We start from the raw sequence: 23,441 nt of genomic DNA on the forward strand, positions 1-23,441 counted from the left end.
TAAATCTATTTTTCTATGATTTTATTTATTTTTTCATTATTATATATAGATTTTGAAAAATTACTTTTTAGCCTTTCTGCATATTTTTTAGCTTCTTCTAAGTTTCCAGATTTATTATTAAGTAAAGCTAAATTATATAAAACTTCTTGAATATACACTCCATTACTAAATTTTGATTCATATTCTTTAAAATATTTTATTGTTTCTGTATCATTTTTAAGACCTATTTCTGAAAGTCCTAAGTAATAAAGTACATGTTCATAAACATATATATCTTTTCCATATTTATTTGCTTTCTTAAGTTCTTCAATTGCTTCTTTATATTTTCTTTCAGAACAAAGAATTTGACCATTATTATAAAACTCTATTGCTCCATCATTTTTAAGTATTTTTAATCCTTTATAATAAGATTCCTTTTCTTTTTCACTGAGTGAATTTTCATCAACATCATCTACTAGATAATATATTTCTTTCATATTTTTATTATTTATAGAGTTATTTAGTTTACTTAAATCTAATGATTTCTTATCATCTTTCCTTTTTTCTTCTGAAGATTCAACTATTTCTTCTTTTACAACAGGCTTTTCATTTTTCAAACTATCATTAGCTTTTCCCTTATCTAAATAATTCATTCCTAAAACTCCTGAGCCTAATAATACACAAATTAAAATAACTATTCCAATAGCTTTTTTATTAGAATTATTTTTAACTTCATCATATAATTCTGATAGTTCTTTTTTTATCTCTTTAGTTTCAATATTATTTTTATCTATACTCAAAACTTTATTTATATGCTCTCTACATAAAGGATACTCACCTTTTTTTAAATAACATAAAGCTAAAGCTGTATTTACTTTTATTGAATTAAAATCACTTTCACTACATCTAATTAAAACTTCTAAAGCTTCTGTTATTTTTAATTCTTTAATATAATCTTCTGCTTTTAAATAAAGTATTACTCTCTCTTCATCTTCTTTTGCATCTTTTATATAATTTTTAGAAAGCATATCATCATTAACTTCTCTATTTATTTTCCATGTTGATATTGCCTCTTCTAAATTCCCTTTTTGATATAAAATAAGTCCTTTTAAATTTATTACAGGTGCAAATTTAAGTGTTCCAGCCATACACTCATTACATACTTTTAATGCTTTATTAATTTCCCCACCTGTATATAATTTTAAAGCTTTCTTATAATTCTCTTTTACCCTATTATCCATATTAATTTATCCCCCATAAAATAAAATTCCCAAAACTCCTGCTACAGCAACACATATCATTGGATTAACTTTTTTATAAAAAATAAGTACTGCTATAATAGCTCCAATTATCACATCAAAAAGACCTTTATATGAAACTGTTGCTAAGTCTATAAATGCTTTAACTACTAAGGCAACTAAAACTGGTCTCATCCCAAGTAATGCTCCCTTTACAAATTTACTTTCTTTAAATTTATCTAATATTTTTGAAATTATTAGAACTAAAATGAATGAACAAGATACAACTCCTAAAGTTGCAAAAATAGAACCTAAGATTCCTCCTACATTATACCCAACAAAAGTTGCTGAATTTATTGCAACAGGACCTGGTGTCATTTGTGATATTCCTATTATATCTAAAAAATCTTGTAGATTTATAAATTGATGTTTCTCTATTACTTCTTTTTGTATAAAAGGAAGCATTGCATATCCGCCTCCAAAACTAAATGCGCCAATCTTAAGAAAAACAAAAAATAATTGAATTATTACTCCCATTAACATTACCCCCTATTTCCTAAAAAAATCCACCATAAATCGCGAATATTATAATTAAATAAATAGGGTTTAATCTTAAAATTAAAAGAATCAAAGCTATAAAAAATATTATAAAATTTCTACAATTCTTTTTTACCCCTTTAGAAATACTAACAACACCTGCTAATACTAAAATAGGAACCCCACTACTAATTCCACTAAAAATTCTATTAACAATTTCATTATGTCGAATACCCATAAAAATACTAGCAACTAAAAGTATTATAAAAAATGAAGGCAATGCTACTCCAAGTAAAGCAATTATACTTCCCAATACTCCACCAATTTTCTTTCCAATAAAAAGTGAGCAATTGACTGATATAGCTCCAGGTAATCCTTGAGAAACAGCTAATATATCTAAAAAATCTTCTTTACTTACCCATTCCCTTTTATGTACAACTTCCTCTTCTATTAGAGGAATCATTGCATATCCTCCTCCAAAGGTAAATGCACCTATTTTAAAAAAGCTCCAAAACATTTGTATTAATTTTTCCATAAAGTCCCCCTAATTTGTCTCTTTAAAAAATATTTTATCACAAAAACCCTCAATATATACAAACTTATCCACAACTTTACCCATAAAAAAATAAAAGACGTGGATAACTTTCCACGTCTTGTTTATATAATAAATATTATATTCTATTCTTGTTCTAATATTATTTTCTTAGCTGTTAATATTGAAGATGCACTCATTGAGAATTCATCTAATCCATATTCAACTAAAGTTGGGATAGCAGCTTCATCTCCTGCCATTTCTCCACACATTCCAACCCATTTACCATGTTTATGAGCACCATCAATAGTCATTTTAACTAATCTTAATACAGCTGGATGCATTGGATTGTAAAGATATGATACCTTTTCACTCATTCTATCTGCAGCTAATGTATATTGAATTAAGTCATTTGTTCCTATTGAGAAGAAATCAACATGTTTAGCTAGTTCATCTGCATAAACTGCTGCTGCTGGAATTTCAACCATTATACCCCATTGAATATCTTCTGAATATTCTTTTCCTTCAGCTTTTAACTCAGCTTTACATTCTTCAACAAGCTCTTTAGCAGCTTGGAATTCTTCTAATCCTGAAATCATTGGGAACATTACTGCAAGTTTTCCATAAACAGAAGCTCTTAATAATGCTCTTAATTGAACTTTAAATATCTCAGTTCTATCTAAGCAAAGTCTTATTGCTCTATACCCTAAGAAAGGATTCATTTCATGTGGTAATGGTAAGTATGGTAATGTTTTATCTCCACCAATATCAAGTGTTCTTATAACTACTTGTTTTTTCATGTTTTCTAAAACATATTTATAACTTTCAAACTGCTCGTCCTCTGTTGGAGCATTATCTCTATCCATATATAAGAATTCGGTTCTGAAAAGACCAACTCCGTCTCCACCATTTTCTATAACAGCTTTAACATCTTCTGGCTTACCAATGTTTCCACAAACTTCTATTCTCTTACCTGATTTAGTAGTAGTTTTAACATTTATAAGTTTTTTTAATTCTTCTTGTTCTGCTTCAAATTTTTCTTTTTTAGCAGTATATTCTTTAATTGTAGCTTCATCTGGATTAACTATTGCTATTCCTTCAATACCATCAACTATAACCATATCTCCAGTTTTAGCAACTTCAGTTATATCTTTTAATCCAACAACTGCAGGAATTTCTAATGTTCTCGCCATAATAGCTGAGTGTGAAGTTCTTCCTCCAATGTTAGTTAAGAATGCTACAACTTTACTTCTATCTAATTGTGCTGTATCTGATGGTGTTAAATCATGAGCAACAACTATTGTATTATTTTCAGTAATTGCAAATGCGTCTCCACCTTTTCCAGCTAAATTTGCTATTATTCTTTTAGAAACATCTTTTATGTCAGCAGCTCTTTCTCTCATGTAAGCATCATCCATTGATTCAAAAATAGAAACAAATGTATTTGTTACAGTTTCAACTGCTTTCATAGCGTTTAATGAATTATTTTCTATTTCCATAGCCATTGCACCAGTAAATTCTGGATCATCTAATAATGTGATATGCGCTTCAAAAACTTCTGCTTTTTCTGCTCCCATTTCTACCATTGCTTTAGCTTTAATTTTTTCTAATTGCTCTCTTGATGCATCTAAAGATACTTGTAATCTCTCTTTTTCAGCAGATACATCTGAAACCTTTTCATCAGTTATAATAATCTCTTCATGCTTTTGTAAGAATACTTGTCCTATTGCGTATCCTTTTGAAGCCGCGATACCTTTAATCATAATAAAATCCTCCTTAATTATGTTACTTTATAAATAAGTACATAAATCCATTATCATATAATGATAACTTTTACATATTAAGTACAACCCATATTCATTATAACACAAATTGTACAATTGTTAACACCGTATTAATTTTTTTTGCTATTTTTTTTATTATTAAATCGTTTTATTCATAATTTAATAATAATTTATTCCTTTTAAAGTATATTTATAAAAAAATTAGTAATTTTCTGCAATATTCTGTTTTGTTAGTTCATTTTATTTTTTTATTTAATTATTCTTTTTTTTAATTATAAAAATAAACCAATTTCATAATTTCATCTGCATTTTTTAGTTTTTTTTGTCTTTTTCTGCATTTACTATTTTTTAATTTTTTTTTAATATAATGCATTTTAATTTAAATTTTCACTTTTTCAATTCATGTATTTGTTTTCATCTTATAATTGATTAATTTAATAGAGAATTACTATGTTATTCTCCCTTATAATTAAATAATTTTATAAAAAAAACTGTACCATAAGATATTTCTTACAATACAGTCTCTCTACTACTCTTATAAATCATCTATAAGAGTAGCTGCTTTTGCATAAGCAGTAGATTTTGCTTCAAAGAAATCCGTTTTTACTGAATTTGCATCTGATTGTCTATCTACCCATTCAGCTGGATTTTCATCATATCCTCTATATAATCTTTGAAGTCCTATAGCTTCTAGTCTCATATTACCAAGATATTTTATATAATCCTCTATAAGTTTTTTATTTATTCCTTGAACTTTATCTCCAATAACATAATGTCCCCATGCTATTTCATGCTCAACACCTGTTTTCATCATTAATCTTAATTCTTCTTTTAATTCATCTGTAAATAATTCTGGCTCTTCTTTTTGAAGTTCTTTTATTATACTTCTAAATAACCAAAGATGAGTATTTTCATCTCTATTTATGTATCTTATTTCTTGAGCTGAACCTGGCATTTTTCCATTTCTCTCAAGATTATAGAAAAACATAAAACCTGAATAAAAATAAATTCCTTCTAAAATATAGTTGGCCATTATTGTTTTCATAAGATTTTGTTTTGTAGGTTTTTCTAAGAAATTATTATAAAGCTCACCTATAAATTTATTTCTTGTTAGAAGTATTTCATCATCTTTCCATTGGTAAAGAATTTCATTTCTTTTTTCTGGTGAACAAATAGTATCTAGCATATAACTGTAACTTTGTGAGTGAACAGATTCTTGGAATGCTTGTATTGTAAGACAAAGATTTACCTCACTTGCAGTTATATAATTATTTATATTTCCTAAGTTCGCTGTTTGTATTGAATCTAAAAATATTAAGAATGAAAGAATTTTATCATATGCTGTTCTTTCTTCTTCCGTTAATATTTTATAATCTTTTAAATCTTGTGATAAATTTATTTCTTCTGGTATCCAAAAATTATTCATTCCTTGTCTATACCAATCGGAAACCCAATTATACTTCATATTATTAAAGTCATTTAGATTAGTTGTATTACCATTTATCATTCTTTTCATTGAAGTTTTTGTATCTCCAAACTCATTGAAAAGTGGCTTTTTATTTATATCAAATTCAGTCATCTTAAAACTCCTCCTAAGCTGAACAGCTTTCACAATCACCAACTGTTAGTGATTTACTTCTAACATAATATATTGATTTAACTCCTCTTTTACAAGCTTCTATATAAAGATTCATAATTTGTCTCATAGTATAATTAGTTGTAATGTAAAGATTAAATGATTGACCTTGGTCTATATGTCTCTGTCTTACTCCATTCATTTGAACACACCAAATTTGGTCTATATTATATGCAGAATTATAATACCAATATGTTTCTTCTGAAAGTCCTGGAGCTGTTTTAGGAACTATACTTCCTTTTTTCTCTTCTAACCAGAATCTTGACATTACAGGATCAACTCCTTCTGATGTTCCAGCAAGAGTTGCTGTTGAACCATTTGGAGCAACTGCCATTAAATATCCATTTCTCATACCATAAGATTTTATTTCTTCTCTTAATAAATTCCATCTCTCTGACTTATAATCTCTTAACTCAAAATATTGTCCATTTTCCCAATCAGAACCTTCAAATTCTTTATATCTTCCTTTTTCTTTTGCAATTTTCATACTCGCTTTTATAGCATAATAATTTATATTTTCATAAACTTTATCTACAAAATCTTTATGCTTTTCATCTGTAAAATGTATTCTATTATTTGCAAGCATATGGTGATATCCTGAAGTTCCAAGCCCAACTGCTCTATATCTCTTATTTGTAACTTCTGCATATGGAACTGAGTAATAATTTAAATCAATAACATTATCCATACCTCTAATTTGAGTTTCAACTACATATTCTATCTCTTCCTCTGAAGTTACATCAATATTTCCTAAAACAACTGATGAAAGATTACAAACAACAAAATCTCCTGCTTTAGTCTTTTCAACTATTATTTTGTCTCCATTTTCATCTATAATTTCTGTTTGTTGTATATCCATAGGACTCATATTTTGCATTATTTCAGTACAAAGATTTGATGAGTATATCATTCCTTTATGTTTATTAGGGTTCATCTTATTTACTGTGTCTCTATAAAAAGCAAAAGGTGTTCCAGTTTCAGCAGCACTTTTTATTATAAGTCTTACTATATCTTTAACTTTCATTACTCTTTTTTCAATTCTGTCATCTTCAACACATTCGTAATATCTCTTTTCCCATTCTTCTCCATAAAAATCTTCTAAAGAATATCCTTTCACATTCTTTATTTCATGAGGACACATCATATTCCAATCTGCATCTATATCATTTTCTGCAAGTCTCCAAAATAAATCTGGATAACAAAGTCCAGGAAATACATCATGAGCTTTTTTTCTATCATCTCCATTATTAGTTCTTATTTGTAAAAATTCTGGTAAATCTTTATGCCAAGCATCAAGCCATATTGCAACTGACCCATTTCTTACTCCAAGTTGATCAACTGCTATTGCTGTATCATTAAATAATTTCACCCAAGGTATTATTCCTCCAGATGCTCCTTTAAATCCTCTTATTGGTGAACCTAATGCTCTTATTTTACCTATATAAATCCCCATTCCTCCACCAAATTTTGAAACCTCTGAAAAGTTATCTAATGACTTATATATTCCTTTTAAACTATCATTTACTGTATCTATAAAACATGAACTTAATTGATAAAATGGCTTTCTTGCATTTGACATTGTGGGAGTAGCCATTGTTGCTTTTAATGAACTTAATACATCATAGAATCTTTTTGCCCAATAAAGTCTATTTTCTTTTTTTTCAGGTATTGCTAAGTGCATTGCAATTCCCATAAACATTTGTTGTGGTAATTCTAAAACTTCTCTATTGAAATTTTCTACTAAATATCTTCCTGATAAAAGTTTTATTCCACTATAAGTGAATAAGAAATCCCTCTCTGGCTTTATAACTTTCTCAAGCTCTTTTATATCCTCTTCTGTATAATTTTCTAATATATATTTTCCATAAAGTTTGTTATCTACTAATTCTCTAACAAATCCATAGAAGTTTTTATATAAATCTTTTGTTGAATCTAATCCTCTATTCTTCTTTACTTCATCATAAAGTTTTTCAACATATAATCTTGCAGCTATCTTTTGCCAATTTGGCTCCATATCTGTTGTTAATTCTAATGAAACTTGTATAAGAGAATCTCTAATTTCCTCGTCCGTCATACCTTCTCTAACTATTAATTCCATTTTTTCTATTAAAACTTCTTCAGTATATGTTCCGTATTCATCTTTAATTTCTTCTACAGCTTTTTTACAAAGTTCTTTCATTGTATGCACTCAAGCCCCTTTCAACAATATATAGTATAATTATATTGCATTTCTTCCAAACCAACACAATATATTGACTAATATATTATAGTTTTAATATTTTATTATGTAAAATTTTAAAACTATCACTATAGACTTAAATATCTAAATTTTATGCTTTAATCTTTAAATATCTCTCTTTTTTAATAATTCTTCTTCTTTGACAATTTAATTTTTCTAATAAAATTTATTTTAAAAACTTCTCTATTAATTCTAAAAAAAATAACTTTCTTTTTTTATTAAAATTAAAATAATTACATAAATAAGTTTATTTTTTATAAATCATAAAAAAGGACCTTACTAAATTTTTTAGCAAAGTCCTCTTCTAAAATTATTTTAATTTTTCTTCCCATTCAGCTTCTTTAAAACCTACTAAAATAGAACTTTCTGTTACTACTATAGGTCTTTTTACCATCATTCCATCTGATGCTAATATATCTAAAAGCTCATCTTCTGACAAAGTTTTAACTTTATCTTTCATTCCTTGTTCTCTATAAAGAACTCCACTTGTATTGAAGAATTTTTTTATTTCTAAACCACTCTTATCTAGCCATCCTTTTAATTCTTCTTTACTTGGATTATTTTCCTTTATACCTCTATCTTCAAAATCTATACCATTTTCAGTTAACCACTTTTTAGCTCTCTTACATGTTGTACATTTTGGATATTCAACAAATAAAACCTTCATTACTTCTCCTCCTTTTTTAGTTTTTTTGCAACTCTTTCTTCGTTTATCTTATTTATAAACTCATCTGTTTCATCTGCAAAAGGTAAGAATACATAAATTTTAAATAAATCTCCATCTCTCTTTATTCTTGTTGTTCCATTATGAAGGTCTACTATACTTTTTGTTATAGCAAGACCAAGCCCTGAACCTTCTATAGTAGATGTTCTTGATTTATCAGCTCTTGCAAATCTTTCAAACATTTCATTTTCATCAAAGTCCATTTCATAATTTGCAACATTTTTAAATGATATTAAGACACCATTATCTTCTTTTATTATAGATGCATAAACTCTAGTACCTTCAAGAGAATATTTTAATGAATTTATTACTATATTTTCTATAACTCTTGATATCATAATTCCATCAAGATCCATTATTATTTCATCTTCTTTACATTCAACTTTAAATTCTATATGTTTTTCTTCATAAAGTGATGAATATTCTCCTATAACTTGATATATAAGAGCTGTTATATCTATTTTTACCTTATCTAATACTATTTTTCCTGAATTTATTTTAGAAACTTCAAAAAGATCTTCTATAAGTCTTTTTAACTTACTAGATTTTCTTTCTAATATCTTTAGATATTCTTCCCTCTCTTCAGGAGAAATCCTTTTATCTTGAAGTATATTTACATAATTTATAATTGAAGTTAAAGGGGTCTTTAAATCATGAGATACATTAGATATAAGTTCTGTCTTTAACTTTTCATTATATAAAGCCTCTTCAACAGCTATATTATATCCATCTTTCATCTTATTTATATTCTTTATAAGCTCCTTTATCTCAACTCCGCCAACTTCTCTAACAGAATGCTCAAAGTTACCATCATTTATTATTTTTAGTGAATCTTTAACCATTCCAATTTCTATATTTCTTTTTACAGAATACATTATCCCTATCATTGGCATTAAAACTAATAATATACTTCCCTTAAAAGGATATGCAGTAAAAAATTTAGCTATTATGTTATTTTGTATTCCACCTATTGCTAATAAATATAAATAAACTATATAAAATATTATACTTGCAATTATACTAGTAATTAATGTTCTTCTAGGTCCTGTATATTTAAATGCATATTTAAATATATAGAACATATCTCCAACAAAGTTTCCACTAATTTCAACTTTTCCTTTTGAATTTGTAAATACAACTATTAATTTTATTAGTAATATAATATTTATCGCTAAACTTATTCCAAAAAATATTAAATCATCAATTGCATTATCAACATTTCCTGCAAAAGTTGATTGTGGAGTATAATAAACTTCTTCAAATTGCTTTAACACTTTTGTTGAGTATGTTACTAATCCTTCTTGAACACTTTTATTATATAAATTCACATTGTTACAACTATATATAACAACTTTTTGTCCTCTGTATTTTTCACTGATTGCATCATACATTTCTTTTTCACTTAACTTATCTGTACCTTGTAGAAATGGATCATTTGAAAAAATTCTTCCATTAGATTTATCTCTAATTACAAAGAATATATTATTTGGGACTGTTTGAATATTATTTTCACTAGTTCCTGTAACATTAGAATTCGGATCTGTATTTGTATAAAAATTATCGCTATAAAGCATTGCTCTCATTGATTCTATTTGTATATTAGAATCTGTTAATAACTTACTTAAACTATCAGTTTTATTGTAAATATCTTGACTAATTATTTTTACATCATTTTTAAGCGAACTTTCATAAAAACTATTTCTATTAACAATTGCATTTATAGCTCCTGTACCATCCTGTGTTGATGGACTTCCTATGTAATTTATAACTATCTCTACATTAACTACTGATAAAATAATAAGTAATACTATTTCTACTAGCCATAATGTTTTAAAATACCTTTTTACGCTATTTTTCAATTTTGTATCCAATTCCCCATACCACCTTTATATACTCTGGTTCTTTGGTATTTATTTCTATCTTCTCTCTGATTCTTCTTATATGAACTGTAACTGTATTTTCACTTTTATAAAATGGCTCTTCCCAAACCTTTTCATATATCTCTTTTATTGAAAAAACTCTTCCAAGATTTGAAGCTAATAGAACTAGAATTTTATATTCTGTTGCTGTAACTTTAATCTCTTCATCTCTTACAGTAATTTTTTTAGCAACTGTATCTATTTCTAAATCTCTTACTTTTATAAAATCTTTACTATCTATTGATAAAGGACTTTCATATCTTCTAAGTTGAGATTTAACTCTTGCAACTAATTCTAAATGATTAAACGGTTTTGTTATATAATCATCTGCACCAACATTTAATCCTAAAATTTTGTCTGAATCCTCACCTTTGGCTGATAACATAATTATTGGTATGTTATGATTTTCTCTAATTCTTTGACAAGTTTCTATACCATCCATTTTAGGCATCATTATGTCTAAAATAACTAGATGTATATTTTTTTCTTCTATTATATCTAAAGCTTCTAGTCCATTACTTGCATTATAAACTTGTAGCTTTTCACCTCTTAGATAAATATTTATAGCATCTCTTATTTCTTTTTCATCATCAACAACTAATATATTAAACATATTATCATCTCCCTCCTTATTTATCTTAACTTAATTTTTTTAAAATTAATATCTAGTTTTGTTACAAAATTCTTAACTATTAATCTTATTTTTATAAAATTTTTATTTATAATGTTATTTAGAATTTATTTGAGTTTCTATGTTAATTTTATTGTTGTTATTTTTATCTTGCTCATTAGTCTTATAAAAATTAAAAAGTATCCCTAATACTATTATCACTAAAATAATTAAAATTATTTTCTTTGTTCTAGGATTTCCAGGTAAATTAAATCTAAACATTTTCTCCTCCATATAATACTAGTTTTTCTTTATTAATTTTAACATGATTATTCATTTAATTCATATCATTTAATAAAACTTGGGAGTTTTATATCTTTAATCCTCTGTATCAATAAAATTTAACTAAATATCGTCAGATTTAGCTATTTTTAAAGTTTAACTTTAATTTACTTTTTCTATATAATTAACTTTGAATTATATGTACATAATAGGAGATTTTTATGAAAACAATATTAAAAAGCAAAACATTCATCTTAGATGTTATTTTTATATTTTTAGGATGTCTAATTGCTTCATTAGGGGTAAATTTATTTTTGACACATGCTAAATTACTTAGTGGAGGAGCTACTGGAATAGCCTTAATAATTCAATATTTATCTAATGTTCCAGCAGGTATTGTAGTATTTTTACTTAATGTTCCATTATTTATTGTTAGTTTTAAAAAACTAAGTCCATCCTTTACTTTATATTCAGGTATAGGAATGCTTTCATTATCTGCTGCACTTATAATAACAAAACCACTATCTAATGTTATTAGAGTAAATGATGTTTTACTTTATTGTCTATATGGTGGTGCATTATGTGGTGCTGGTTATGGAATTGTTTTTTTAAGAAATGGTTCTACTGGTGGAACAGATATAATAACTATGTTAATTAGAAAAAAATATTCAAATTTTGAAATTGGAAAATTAGGATTTATTTTAAATTGTATAATTGTAATTATAGGCGCTGTAATATTTGGTCTTCCAAAAGCCCTATACACTTTACTTTCAATATTCGTACAAGGATTAGTTTTAGATAAAGTTCTAAAAGGACTTAACAGTAAAAAACTGTTACTTATATTGACTGATAAGGATGATGAAATTATAGATTATGTTCTTAAAGATTTAAATAGAGGTGTAACTTCACTTCCTGCTGAAGGTGAATACACTCATAAAAAGAAAAAAATGCTATATTGTATAGTTACAACTAGAGAAATGTTAAACCTTAAAAATAAGATATATGCCGTAGATGAACGTGCTTTTATAACAATTATGGATATATCAGAAGTTAAAGGAAAAGGGTTTAGAAATATATAAATAAAAATGATGAAAAAGTAAATTTACCTTTTCATCATTTTTTTATTTTGAAGAGCTTAAATATTCTTTTCTTCCTATTTCATATAAATTATTTCCCTCTGAATCAATAACAACAGTTAATGGCATATCTTTTATTTCTAATCTTCTAATTGCTTCTGCCCCCAAATCTTCATAAGCAACTATATCACATTTAGTTATACTTCTAGCTATAAGAGCTGCTGCTCCACCTATAGCTCCAAAATAAACTGCTGTATTCTTTATCATAGAATCTATTACATCTTTATTTCTTTTTCCTTTTCCAATCATTCCTTTAAGACCTAAATCTAATAATCTTGGAGAATATGCATCCATTCTATAACTTGTAGTTGGCCCTGCTGAACCAATTGCATATCCTGGTTTAGTTGGAGAAGGTCCTACAAAATATATTATCGAATCTTTTATATCTATTGGTAATTCCTTTCCTGCATCTAAAAGTTCCACTAATCTTTTATGTGCTGCATCTCTTGCTGTATATATAACCCCACTTAATAATATAGAATCCCCTGCTTTTAAATCTCTAACTTTTTCATCAGTTAAAGGTGTACTTATTCTCTTTATCATAATATCCCCTCCTATATTATACAATCCTTATGTCTTGTTGCATGACAATTTATATTAACTGCTACAGGTAATCCTGCTATATGAGTAGGATATACCTCTATATTTATTCCAATAGATGTAGTTAATCCACCAAATCCTTGTGGGCCTATTCCTAACTCATTTATTTTTTCTAGTAATTCTTTTTCTAAATTTGCATAAAACTCATTTTTATTTTCTTCATTTACTGGTCTTAAAAGAGCTTTCTTAGCTAAATAGGCTGCTTTATCAAAAGTTCCTCCTATTCCTACACCTACAACCATTGGCGGACATGGATTAGGTCCTGCCTCTTCTACAACTTTTAATATGAAATCTTTAACCCCTTCTAACCCATCAGAAGGTTTTAACATAGCTAATTTACTCATATTCTCTGAACCAAATCCTTTTGGCGCAACTGTTATTTTAACTCTATCCCCTGGAACTATGTCATAATATATCATAGCAGGTGTATTATCATTTGTATTAACTCTATTTATAGGATCTTTAACTACAGATTTTCTCAAATATCCTTTTTCATATCCCTCTCTAACTCCAGAATTTATTGCTTCTTCTAAATTTCCGTCTATTAAATGAACATCTTGTCCTATTTCTAAAAATACACAAGCAACCCCAGTATCCTGACATATTGGAAGCTGCTCTTCTTTTGCTATCTTTGCATTTTCTATTATATTTCCTAAAATATCTTTGCCTATTTCACTTTTTTCATTATTTTTAAAGTGTATAAGAGAATCTTTTATATCATCTCCCAAAAAATAATTTGCATCTATACATAAATCTCTTATTTTATCCTTAATTAAATTAACACTTATCTCTCTCATTTAATTCACTCCTTATATGTTATAACTATAGTTTAGTAACTTTATCCTATTTTTACAAGTATTTAATCTTTTAGTAAATTAAAAAGAGTTTAAATTTAATCTATAAATTTAAACTCAAACTCTTAAATAATTATTTACTTACCTTAAAATATTCATCTATTCCTTTTATAATTGCTTCTACTAATTTATTTTGATAATCTTCATTTTGTAAATTCTTTTCTTCTTTATAATTTGAAATAAATCCACACTCTAATATTATATTGGCTTCTTTATTTCCATCTCTTAAAATTTTAAAAGCTTTTTTCGCATCTTTAGGTACTCTTTCATTTTTATTTTGTAAACTTTCTTTAATTGAGGATTGAACTTTGTCAGCTAATAATTTACTTTTATCATTGCTTGCATACCATATTTGTGAACCCCAACAACTTTCTTGACCAAATTTATTTTGGTGAATAGAAATAAATACATCACTCTTTACTTCATCTTTCTTTTTACATCTTAACTCTAAATCATATTTCTTTTTAGGAGCTAATTCCATATCACTTTCTCGTGTCAAAAATGATTTATATCCTCTTTCCTCTAATTTCTTTTTTAATTTAAGTGATATTTGTAAATTTATATCTTTTTCTTGAACTCCACTATTAGAACGAGCTCCTCCATCACTTCCTCCATGTCCTGGATCAATTAAAATTACTTTTTGCAAATTACTATCTTCATTCTTTTCAAAATTAATTTCATTTGCAAATACTTTAATACCTAGTGCTAAAGAAATAGTCAATACCAATATAAATATTTTCCCTTTAAAATTATTCATATATTCCTCCTACAACTTTTAATATACTTATTATGTGAAGATATATATTTTTTAATTCAAAAAAGACATATTGACTTTTAGCCAATATGTCTTAAATTTACTCTATTCTATACTGCATTGTTTTCAATAACACTCTCAGCAATATTTGTAGCATGATCACCTATTCTTTCAAAGTTACTTATAGCATCTAGGAATATTGCTCCAGCGTATGCATTACATTTTCCATCATATAATCTTTTTATATGTTTATCTCTATAACTTCTTTGAGCTTTATTTATTTTATCCTCTATAGGTAATATTGTAGTTGCTTTCCTTACATCTCTATTTTCATAACTATCTATTGATATTTGAAGAGCTATATTAGTATAGTCATATATTTCTTTTAAATCTTGAATCGCATCCTCGCTATATTCAATTTTATCATCTATCTTTTGAGCAGCTAACTCAACTAAATTTTTAGCATGATCACCTATTCTCTCTATATCATTTACTATATGGAATGTTGATGCTACTATGCCTTTTTCTTTATCTGATAATTGACATTTAGAAAGTTTAACTAAGTAACTAGTTATTGATTCTTCTAAAACATTTATTATTTGTTCATTTTCATGAACCTTTTTAATTAAATCAGAATCTTCTCTAATAAAAGCATTCATTGAAATTTGTAAATTATCTTTAGCTTTATTAGCCATTCTAATAGTTTCTTTTATAACTTGTCCAGCTGCAATAACTGGAGTTTCTAATAATCTATCATCTATATATTTAGGACCTATTTTTTCTATCTCATCTTCTCCAGGAACTAATTTATTAACTGCAATTATCAAGTAGTTTCTAAGTGGTAACATAACTAAAGTATTTACAATATTGAATACAGTATGTGAGTTTGCGATTTGTCTTTCAACATCTCCAGGGCTCATTTTAGTAACTAAAATTCCTAAAATGTTTAAGAAAGGTAAGAATATTATTGTACCACCAACATTGAATATTAAGTGTAATAATGCTGCTTTATGAGCTGTTTTATTAGTTCCTACTGTAGCTATCATAGCTGTAATACATGTCCCAATATTACATCCAAATAATATTGGAAGCGCCATTCCTATATTAAGTACACCTGAACCTGCAAGAGCTATTAAAATACCAGTTGTAGCTGATGAACTTTGTAAAATAGCTGTAATTGCTGCTCCTGCTATAACCCCTATCCACCAATGCTCTGAAACTTGTGCTAAAATTTGAGCAAATACTGGTGATGAAGCTAAAGGTTTAACGGCTCCACTCATAATTCCCATTCCCATGAATAAGATACCGAATCCTAACACTATGTTTCCAATCTCTTTTCTTTTTTTAGCTTTTGCAAACATTACTAATGCTGTTCCAGCAAAAACAAATATAGGTGCAATAGTATCTAATTTAAATGCAACTAATTGAGCAGTAATAGTTGTCCCAATATTAGCTCCCATTATAATTCCTACTGCTTGTGAAAGATTCATTAATCCTGCATTAACAAAACCAACAACCATTACTGTAGTTGCACTACTACTTTGTACAACCGCTGTTACCGCTGCCCCTACTAATACTGCAACTATAGGATTAGAGGTTACTTTTTCAAGTATCTTTTTTAATCCTTCTCCTGCCGCATTTTCAAGACCATCTCCCATTAATTTCATTCCATAGATGAATAATCCTAATCCACCCATTAAAGTTATTATTGTCATAATTGTAGAATTCACAAATATCTCCTCCAAGATTATATTCCTATTTATTAAAACAATTATTCCTTGTTCATTTAATATACTTAGATTGTACATTATTTATTAACCTTTGTTAATATTTTAGGAATATTTTTAACTTAGATTTAACATAAGGATACTTTATTTTACATTTTTAGATTTATATTCTTGTAAGAATAAGTTTTTTTAGAATTTTACATAATAAACATTACACTTATTTATTAACTATTAATTTATATAATCCCAAACTCATAAAAAAAAGAGCATATATAATATGCTCTCTTTTTCTTGAGTCCAACAAATTATCTTTTTGAGAATTGTGGAGCTCTTCTTGCTTTTTTAAGACCGTATTTCTTTCTTTCAACCATTCTTGGGTCTCTTGTTAAGAATCCAGCTTTCTTTAATTCTGATTTTAAAGCTTCGTCTGATTTAACTAACGCTCTAGCTATTCCGTGTCTGATAGCTCCAGCTTGACCTGTGAATCCACCACCGTGAACGTTAACTAATACGTCAAATTTTTCTTTAGTTCCAGTTAAAACTAATGGTTGGTTAACTATAACTCTTAAAGTTTCTAAACCAAAATAATTTTCACTGTCTCTTTTATTTATAACTACTTTACCATTTCCAGGTACTAGTCTTACTCTTGCAACTGATTTTTTTCTTCTACCAGTTCCCATGTATTGAACTTTTGCCATTATAACTCCTCCTCCCGAGCGTCTTTCAAATTAGTATTTTAACTCAAGTACTTCTGGTTTTTGAGCTGCGTGATTGTGCTCTTCACCTCTGTACACATTTAGTTTCTTTAACATTTTTCTTCCTAAAACACCGCTTGGAAGCATTCTTCTTACAGCTTCTTCAAAAGCGAATTCAGGTTTCTTTTCTAATACTTCTCTGTATGGAGTTTCTTTTAATCCACCAGCGTATAAGCTGTGTTTTCTTAACATTTTTTGATCTAACTTCTTACCAGTTAAAACAACTTTTTCTGCGTTGATAACTATTACGAAATCTCCACAGTCAACATTTGGTGTAAATGTTGGTTTATTTTTTCCTCTTAGTATTGAAGCAACTTGGCTAGCAACTCTTCCTAATGGCTTACCAGCAGCGTCAATAACATACCAATTTCTTTGAACGTCTTGTGCTTTTGCAATGTATGATTTCATCTTCATTTCCCTCCCTGAACTTACATTGTGTGCTTTACTTTTTAAAGTTCCGCATTTATGTCAAGATCCAGGTTTATTGGATCTCTAATACATAAATATTCTAACAAACATACATTATTATAATACACGCTTACGGGCGTGTCAACAAATTTCTATTATTTTTTTTAATTAATAATAAACTTTTTCTAATATTAATCCATTTGGCGGAACACAGTACCCTGCATCTTCTCTATTACAACTATTTATAGCCTTTTTAACAGTTTCAATGCTACGTTTATTTTGGCCAACTTCAATTAAAGTTCCTACTATTATTCTTACCATATTATATAAAAAACCATCAGCTGTTACATAAATTTTTATAAAATCATCTTCTTTTTCTATATGTAAATCACTTATAGTTCTCACAGATGTCTTTACAGAGCTTCCTGCGGTCTTAAAAGCTGAAAAATCATGCTTTCCAATAAACATCTTACAACATTTATTCATAAGCTCCAAATCTAATTTTTCTCTTACATGATGACTATAATTTTTATAAAGAGCTACTTTCTCATATCTGTTAATAATAGTATAACAATATGTTTTCCCTTTACTTAAATATCTCGCATGAAAATCTAAATCTACCTCTTCTGATTTTATTATAGCTATATCATCAGGTAACTTTGTATTTATAGCCTCTCTAAACTTTTCTGCTGGTATTCTAGAATCAGTAAAAAAGTTAGCAACCATTCCTTTTGCATGGACTCCTGAATCTGTTCTAGAACTTCCCGTAATAGAAACTTCAGCCTTAAGTATTTTACTTAAGGCTTTCTCAATAGTTTCTTGTATAGTTTTTGCATTATTTTGCTTCTGCCATCCTGAGTAAAGTGTACCATCATATTCAATAGTTAACTTTATATTTCTCATTATATAAACCTCACACCTATACTTATTACAAATAAAATTATAAATACTATAGTGGCTATAATATCTTTATTAGTAAACATAAGCTTCTTCATTCTAGTTCTTCCACTTCCACCTCTATAACATCTTGCTTCCATTGCCATAGCAAGTTCATCTGCACGTCTAAACGAACTTATGAAAAGCGGAATCAATAAAGGCACGAGGCTTTTTGCTTTCTTTATAATACCACCTGTATCAAAATCAGCGCCTCTTGCTTTTTGTGCTTTCATTATTTTATCAGTTTCATCTATTAATGTAGGAATAAATCTAAGAGCTATTGTCATCATCATGGCAAGCTCATGTGATAATTCCTTTCCTATTGGTCTTAATAAGTATTCCATACCATCAGTTAATTCTATTGGTGATGTTGTTAAAGTTAAAAGAGATGTACCTGCAACTAAGAAAATTAATCTTAATGCCATAAAACCAGCTGTTACAAGTCCTTCTTTATATATACTTATAAACTTAAAATGGAATAATAAACTATTTGGAGTACCTTTTATCATAAAAATATTAAGAACTGATGTCAAAATTACCAAAAATATAACTGGCTTAAGTCCTTTTAATATAAAATTAACTGGTACTTTTGAATTTATTATTATAGCTGCTAAAAAAGCTACTACAAAGATATATCCAACAAATTTATTTATAATAAATAATACTGCAATAAATAATATTGATATTATTATTTTAGTTCTTGGGTCTAATTTATGGACAAAACTCTCTCCAGGAATATATTGTCCTATTGTTATATCCTTTATCACAAATCTTTCTCCCCTCTAAGCATTATTTTCTCTAAAAATTCTAATTAGTTCTTCTTTACATTGCTCTATAGTATAAACATCCTCTCTTATAGGATATCCTTTATCTCTAAGCTTTTTAGCTAAATAAGTAACCTGTGGAACTCCAAGTCCAATAGCTTCTAAAGTATCTATCTCTTTAAAAACTTCTCCTGGTGTACCTTGAAGAGCAACTCTCCCTTTATTCATAACTATTATTCGTTCAGCTATTCTGCCTACATCTTCCATACTATGACTAACTAGTATTATAGTCATTCCATATTGCTTATGCAGTATTTGTATTTGATTTAATATATCATCTCTACCTTTAGGATCTAATCCTGCAGTAGGTTCATCTAATATAAGTGTTTTGGGTTCCATAGCAATAACTCCTGCTATTGCCACTCTTCTTTTTTGTCCACCACTTAAATCAAAAGGTGATTTATCTTTATAAGTATCATAATCTAAACCAACCATTTCCATAGATTTCTTTACTCTTTTAAAGATTTCTTCTTCACTAAGTCCTAAATTTCTTGGTCCATATTGAATATCTTTTTCTATAGTTTCTTCAAATAATTGATATTCAGGATATTGAAATACAAGCCCAACTTTTTTTCTAACATCAGAAAGTTTAGTGCCTTTTGCTGTTATATCCTCTCCATCAATTATTATTTTTCCTTCAGTTGCTTCTAAAAGTCCATTCATATGCTGTATAAGAGTAGACTTTCCTGAGCCAGTATGACCTATTAGAGTTATAAACTCTCCAGTCTTAATATCAAGATTTACATCTTCTAGAGCAGTTTTTTCAAAAGGACTTCCTGGCATATAAACATGTTTTAAATTTTCTATTTTAATTGACATAACGCATCCACCATTTCATCTACATTTAAAATTTCTTTATCTAAATTAAAACCTTTTTTATTAAGTTCATATACAATTTCAGTTACTTGTGGTACATCTAATCCTAAACTTTTCATCTTTTCAACATTTGAAAATACTTGTTTAGGCTTTCCTTCTAATACTACACTCCCACCATCTATAACAACAACTCTATCTGCTTGCGCTGCTTCATCCATATAATGTGTTATAAGAACAACAGTAATTCCATGTTCTTTATTTATTTCTTTTATGTTTTCAAGTACTTCTCTTCTTCCTGATGGATCTAACATAGCTGTTGGTTCATCAAAAATTATACATTCCGGCTGCATAGCTAATATACCAGCTATTGCTACCCTTTGCTTTTGTCCTCCTGACAAAAGATGCGGAGCATGTCTTTTATACTCACTCATTCCGACCTTTTCTAAACTTTCATCTACACGTTTTCTAATCTCTTTAGGATCTATTCCTAAATTCTCTGGTCCAAATGCAACATCCTCTTCAACAATAGTTGCAACCATTTGGTTATCCGGATTTTGAAAAACCATTCCTGCTTTAGATCTAACAGTCCAAACATTTTCCTCATTTTTAGTGTCTAATCCATCAACATAAATAGTACCTGAAGATGGAATAAGCAATGCATTCATATGTTTGGCAACAGTTGATTTTCCTGAACCATTGTGTCCTAATACAACTAAAAATTCTCCTTTTTTAACTGTTAAATCTATATCTTTAATAGCATACTTTTCAACTACTCCATTTTCTTCATCTGTTGTGTATTTAAAAGATAGCTTTTCACATTTAATCATATCTTCTCTAGACATAAATACCTCCAACTAAATTCAATTTAAATTATAAATATATATTAATTTTAATTGATTAAAAATTAAATTTTATTAATGAATTATTTAATTTAATTTATACAAAAATCAATCATAAATAATCTCACTAATAAAATTTAACATTATTTTATTCCAAGTATATAAATAATAATTTATTTCTTAATCACATTATATACTAAAATCTAGCTATTTAAAATTTTTCGAATATTCTTTAATTATTTTTTCATATAAAAAAGGGGGATTAAGTAAAAACTTAATCCCCTTTCTGAAATAATTATACTAATTCAAGTATAACTACTTCAGCTCCGTCTCCTCTTCTAGGACCTTTTTTAATGATTCTAGTATATCCACCGTTTCTTTCAGTGTATTGTGGAGCTATTTTATCAAATAAATTTTTAACTACTAATTCTTCTTGAACAAAAGCTAAAACTTGTCTTCTAGCGTGAAGATCTCCTCTCTTAGCAAGAGTTATCATCTTTTCTGCTATACGTCTAGTTTCTTTTGCTCTAGTTTCAGTTGTTTCAATCTTACCATACTTTAAAAAACTAGTTACAAGACCTCTTAACATAGCTCTTCTTTGATCAGTAGGAAGACCTAACTTACGTTGTTGTGCCATGGATTTACCTCCTTACTCGTCGCTTAATTTTAAACTTAACCCTAATTCTTTAAGTTTCTTTTCAACTTCTTCTAAGGATTTCTTTCCTAGATTTCTAACTTTCATCATATCATCCATAGATCTCTGAGCAAGTTCTTGAACTGTATTAATTCCAGCTCTCTTTAAACAGTTATATGATCTAACTGATAAATCAAGTTCTTCTACAGTCATTTCTAGTACTTTTTCCTTCTTATCTTCTTCTTTTTCTATCATTATCTCAACATCATTAGTGTTGTCAGTTAATGACATGAACAGTTTGAAATGTTCTATTAAAATTTTAGCTGATAAGCTTATAGCCTCATCAATTTTAACAGTTCCATCTGTCCAGATTTCTAAAGTTAACTTATCATAATCAGTAATTTGACCTACTCTAGTATTTTCAACTTTAAAGTTAACTCTTTTTACTGGTGTATATATAGAATCTACAGCGATAGCTGAGATTGGTAATTCATCACTCTTATTTTTATTTTGAGTAACATATCCTCTACCTCTATTAACAGTAAGCTCCATATAAAGTCTTCCATCATTGTCTAAAGTTGCAATATGTAAGTCTTTATTAACAACTTCAACATCTCCGTCAGTTTTTATATCTGCTCCTGTAACAACACCTGGCCCTTTTGCATCTATATAAATAGTTTTTGGACCTTCACCATTCATTCTTAAAGCTAAAGCTTTGATGTTAAGAATTATTTCAGTAACATCTTCTTTAACTCCTTGGATAGTAGAGAACTCATGAAGTACTCCATCAATTTTAACTGAAGTAACTGCTGCACCTGGTAAAGATGATAATAATATTCTTCTAAGAGCATTTCCTAGAGTTATACCATATCCTCTTTCAAGTGGTTCAACACAGTACTTACCATAAGTACCATCTTCACTTGCTTCTACACATTCAATTATTGGCTTTTCGATTTCTAACATACGAACCCTCCTTTATTTTAAAATGGCAACCTTATTTGAGGGCAACTGATTCATATCTGCTTAAAACAAATACTTCAATTATTTGCTATATAACTCAACGATAAGAGTTTCATTAACTGGTACGTCAATGTCTTCTCTTTCTGGCATAGCAACTACTTTGCCTTCGTAGTTTTCAACGTTAGCTTCTAACCATTTTGGTAAAGTCTTTGGATTTTCAACAAAAGTTTTGAACTTTTCGCTTCCTCTGCTCTTTTCGCAAACAGTAATTATGTCATTTACAGCTACTTTGTATGAAGCTATATCAACTTTTTTACCATTTACTAAGAAATGTCCGTGGTTAACTAATTGTCTTGCTTCACTTCTTGAAGCTCCGTAACCTAATCTATATACAACGTTATCTAATCTTAATTCTAATAACTTTAATAAGTTTTCCCCAGTGATACCTTTCATGTGTTCAGCTTTTTCATAGTATGATCTGAATTGACCTTCTAGTACACCGTATATTCTTCTAGCTTTTTGCTTTTCTCTTAGTTGTACACCGTAGTTAGATAATTTCTTTCTAGCTGCTCCGTGTTGTCCTGGTGCATAACTTCTTCTAACAACAGCACATTTATCTGTATAACATCTATCCCCTTTAAGGAATAATTTCATACCTTCTCTTCTACATAATCTACATGTAGCTCCAGTATATCTTGCCATTTAATTACACCTCCTA

24 protein-coding genes are annotated in these 23,441 nt (G+C 28.0%); 1 reads left to right on the forward strand and 23 read right to left on the reverse strand.

The window, feature by feature from the left end; translation table 11 throughout:
• Positions 1–5: 5 nt before the first annotated feature.
• From HMPREF1092_RS11535 to HMPREF1092_RS17260, 10 genes are all read right to left on the reverse strand, one after another.
• A complete protein-coding gene (locus HMPREF1092_RS11535) occupies positions 6–1,220 on the reverse strand; it encodes a tetratricopeptide repeat protein (RefSeq protein WP_002598852.1) in 1,215 nt (404 codons plus the stop codon).
• Between the two features lie 6 nt (positions 1,221–1,226).
• The gene (locus HMPREF1092_RS11540) at positions 1,227–1,754 is read right to left on the reverse strand and encodes a chromate transporter (RefSeq protein ID WP_002598853.1); all 528 of its coding nucleotides are present in this window, start codon (positions 1,752–1,754) and stop codon (positions 1,227–1,229) included.
• Between the two features lie 19 nt (positions 1,755–1,773).
• Positions 1,774–2,289 carry a chromate transporter gene (locus tag HMPREF1092_RS11545; RefSeq protein ID WP_002598854.1) on the reverse strand — a complete coding sequence of 172 codons (516 nt, stop codon included), beginning with the start codon at positions 2,287–2,289 and terminating at the stop codon, positions 1,774–1,776.
• Positions 2,290–2,432: 143 nt separating this feature from the next.
• Positions 2,433–4,049 (reverse strand): phosphoenolpyruvate--protein phosphotransferase, encoded by a 1,617-nt coding sequence (ptsP, locus tag HMPREF1092_RS11550; RefSeq protein ID WP_002598855.1) that lies wholly within the window; start codon positions 4,047–4,049, stop codon positions 2,433–2,435.
• 556 nt (positions 4,050–4,605) lie between these two features.
• A complete protein-coding gene (locus HMPREF1092_RS11555) occupies positions 4,606–5,649 on the reverse strand; it encodes a ribonucleotide-diphosphate reductase subunit beta (protein WP_002598856.1) in 1,044 nt (347 codons plus the stop codon).
• Positions 5,650–5,662: 13 nt separating this feature from the next.
• Entirely contained in the window at positions 5,663–7,885 is a 2,223-nt protein-coding gene (locus HMPREF1092_RS11560) for a ribonucleoside-diphosphate reductase subunit alpha (RefSeq protein ID WP_002598857.1), read from the reverse strand.
• 370 nt (positions 7,886–8,255) lie between these two features.
• Entirely contained in the window at positions 8,256–8,612 is a 357-nt protein-coding gene (locus HMPREF1092_RS11565) for an arsenate reductase family protein (RefSeq protein WP_002598858.1), read from the reverse strand.
• Positions 8,612–10,540: a sensor histidine kinase gene (locus HMPREF1092_RS17000; RefSeq protein WP_002598859.1), complete on the reverse strand. Its 1,929-nt coding sequence runs from the start codon at positions 10,538–10,540 to the stop codon at positions 8,612–8,614. Before HMPREF1092_RS17000 ends, HMPREF1092_RS11565 begins: the two co-directional genes overlap by 1 nt.
• Positions 10,518–11,201: a response regulator transcription factor gene (locus HMPREF1092_RS11575; RefSeq protein ID WP_002598860.1), complete on the reverse strand. Its 684-nt coding sequence runs from the start codon at positions 11,199–11,201 to the stop codon at positions 10,518–10,520. Before HMPREF1092_RS11575 ends, HMPREF1092_RS17000 begins: the two co-directional genes overlap by 23 nt.
• A 114-nt stretch (positions 11,202–11,315) precedes the next feature.
• Complete coding sequence (locus tag HMPREF1092_RS17260; protein WP_002598861.1) at positions 11,316–11,480, reverse strand: hypothetical protein; 165 nt, start codon at positions 11,478–11,480, stop codon at positions 11,316–11,318.
• 221 nt (positions 11,481–11,701) lie between these two features.
• On the opposite strand from HMPREF1092_RS17260, the gene HMPREF1092_RS11580 reads away from it, so the two are divergent.
• Complete coding sequence (locus HMPREF1092_RS11580) at positions 11,702–12,559, forward strand: YitT family protein (protein ID WP_002598862.1); 858 nt, start codon at positions 11,702–11,704, stop codon at positions 12,557–12,559.
• A 42-nt stretch (positions 12,560–12,601) separates the two neighbouring features.
• Here HMPREF1092_RS11580 and HMPREF1092_RS11585 read toward each other — a convergent pair whose 3' ends face one another.
• From HMPREF1092_RS11585 to rpsD, 13 genes are all read right to left on the reverse strand, one after another.
• Positions 12,602–13,159, reverse strand: coding sequence for a Fe-S-containing hydro-lyase (locus HMPREF1092_RS11585; RefSeq protein WP_002598863.1), 558 nt, complete (start codon positions 13,157–13,159; stop codon positions 12,602–12,604).
• 11 nt (positions 13,160–13,170) lie between these two features.
• Entirely contained in the window at positions 13,171–14,013 is an 843-nt protein-coding gene (locus HMPREF1092_RS11590) for a fumarate hydratase (RefSeq protein WP_002598864.1), read from the reverse strand.
• Between the two features lie 130 nt (positions 14,014–14,143).
• Positions 14,144–14,827, reverse strand: a complete 684-nt coding sequence (locus HMPREF1092_RS11595) for an N-acetylmuramoyl-L-alanine amidase (RefSeq protein WP_002598865.1) — start codon at positions 14,825–14,827, stop codon at positions 14,144–14,146.
• Between the two features lie 107 nt (positions 14,828–14,934).
• The gene (locus HMPREF1092_RS11600) at positions 14,935–16,554 is read right to left on the reverse strand and encodes a Na/Pi cotransporter family protein (RefSeq protein ID WP_002598866.1); all 1,620 of its coding nucleotides are present in this window, start codon (positions 16,552–16,554) and stop codon (positions 14,935–14,937) included.
• Between the two features lie 302 nt (positions 16,555–16,856).
• Entirely contained in the window at positions 16,857–17,249 is a 393-nt protein-coding gene (gene rpsI, locus HMPREF1092_RS11605; protein ID WP_002598867.1) for a 30S ribosomal protein S9, read from the reverse strand.
• A 30-nt stretch (positions 17,250–17,279) separates the two neighbouring features.
• Positions 17,280–17,714: a 50S ribosomal protein L13 gene (rplM, locus tag HMPREF1092_RS11610; RefSeq protein WP_002598868.1), complete on the reverse strand. Its 435-nt coding sequence runs from the start codon at positions 17,712–17,714 to the stop codon at positions 17,280–17,282.
• 168 nt (positions 17,715–17,882) lie between these two features.
• A complete protein-coding gene (gene truA, locus HMPREF1092_RS11615; RefSeq protein ID WP_002598869.1) occupies positions 17,883–18,617 on the reverse strand; it encodes a tRNA pseudouridine(38-40) synthase TruA in 735 nt (244 codons plus the stop codon).
• Entirely contained in the window at positions 18,617–19,417 is an 801-nt protein-coding gene (locus tag HMPREF1092_RS11620) for an energy-coupling factor transporter transmembrane component T family protein (protein WP_002598870.1), read from the reverse strand. The genes truA and HMPREF1092_RS11620 overlap by 1 nt, the downstream gene beginning before the upstream one ends.
• A 15-nt stretch (positions 19,418–19,432) precedes the next feature.
• Positions 19,433–20,293, reverse strand: a complete 861-nt coding sequence (locus HMPREF1092_RS11625; RefSeq protein ID WP_002598871.1) for an energy-coupling factor transporter ATPase — start codon at positions 20,291–20,293, stop codon at positions 19,433–19,435.
• A complete protein-coding gene (locus tag HMPREF1092_RS11630) occupies positions 20,278–21,132 on the reverse strand; it encodes an energy-coupling factor transporter ATPase (protein WP_002598872.1) in 855 nt (284 codons plus the stop codon). The genes HMPREF1092_RS11625 and HMPREF1092_RS11630 overlap by 16 nt, the downstream gene beginning before the upstream one ends.
• 292 nt (positions 21,133–21,424) lie before the next feature.
• Positions 21,425–21,766, reverse strand: coding sequence for a 50S ribosomal protein L17 (gene rplQ, locus HMPREF1092_RS11635; RefSeq protein ID WP_002598873.1), 342 nt, complete (start codon positions 21,764–21,766; stop codon positions 21,425–21,427).
• 12 nt (positions 21,767–21,778) lie between these two features.
• Positions 21,779–22,726, reverse strand: coding sequence for a DNA-directed RNA polymerase subunit alpha (locus tag HMPREF1092_RS11640; RefSeq protein WP_002598874.1), 948 nt, complete (start codon positions 22,724–22,726; stop codon positions 21,779–21,781).
• Positions 22,727–22,804: 78 nt separating this feature from the next.
• Positions 22,805–23,425, reverse strand: a complete 621-nt coding sequence (rpsD, locus tag HMPREF1092_RS11645; RefSeq protein ID WP_002598875.1) for a 30S ribosomal protein S4 — start codon at positions 23,423–23,425, stop codon at positions 22,805–22,807.
• Positions 23,426–23,441 lie beyond the last annotated feature (16 nt).

Source organism: Clostridium thermobutyricum, from assembly GCF_000371465.1.
Taxonomy (GTDB): Bacteria; Bacillota; Clostridia; order Clostridiales; family Clostridiaceae; genus Clostridium; species Clostridium thermobutyricum.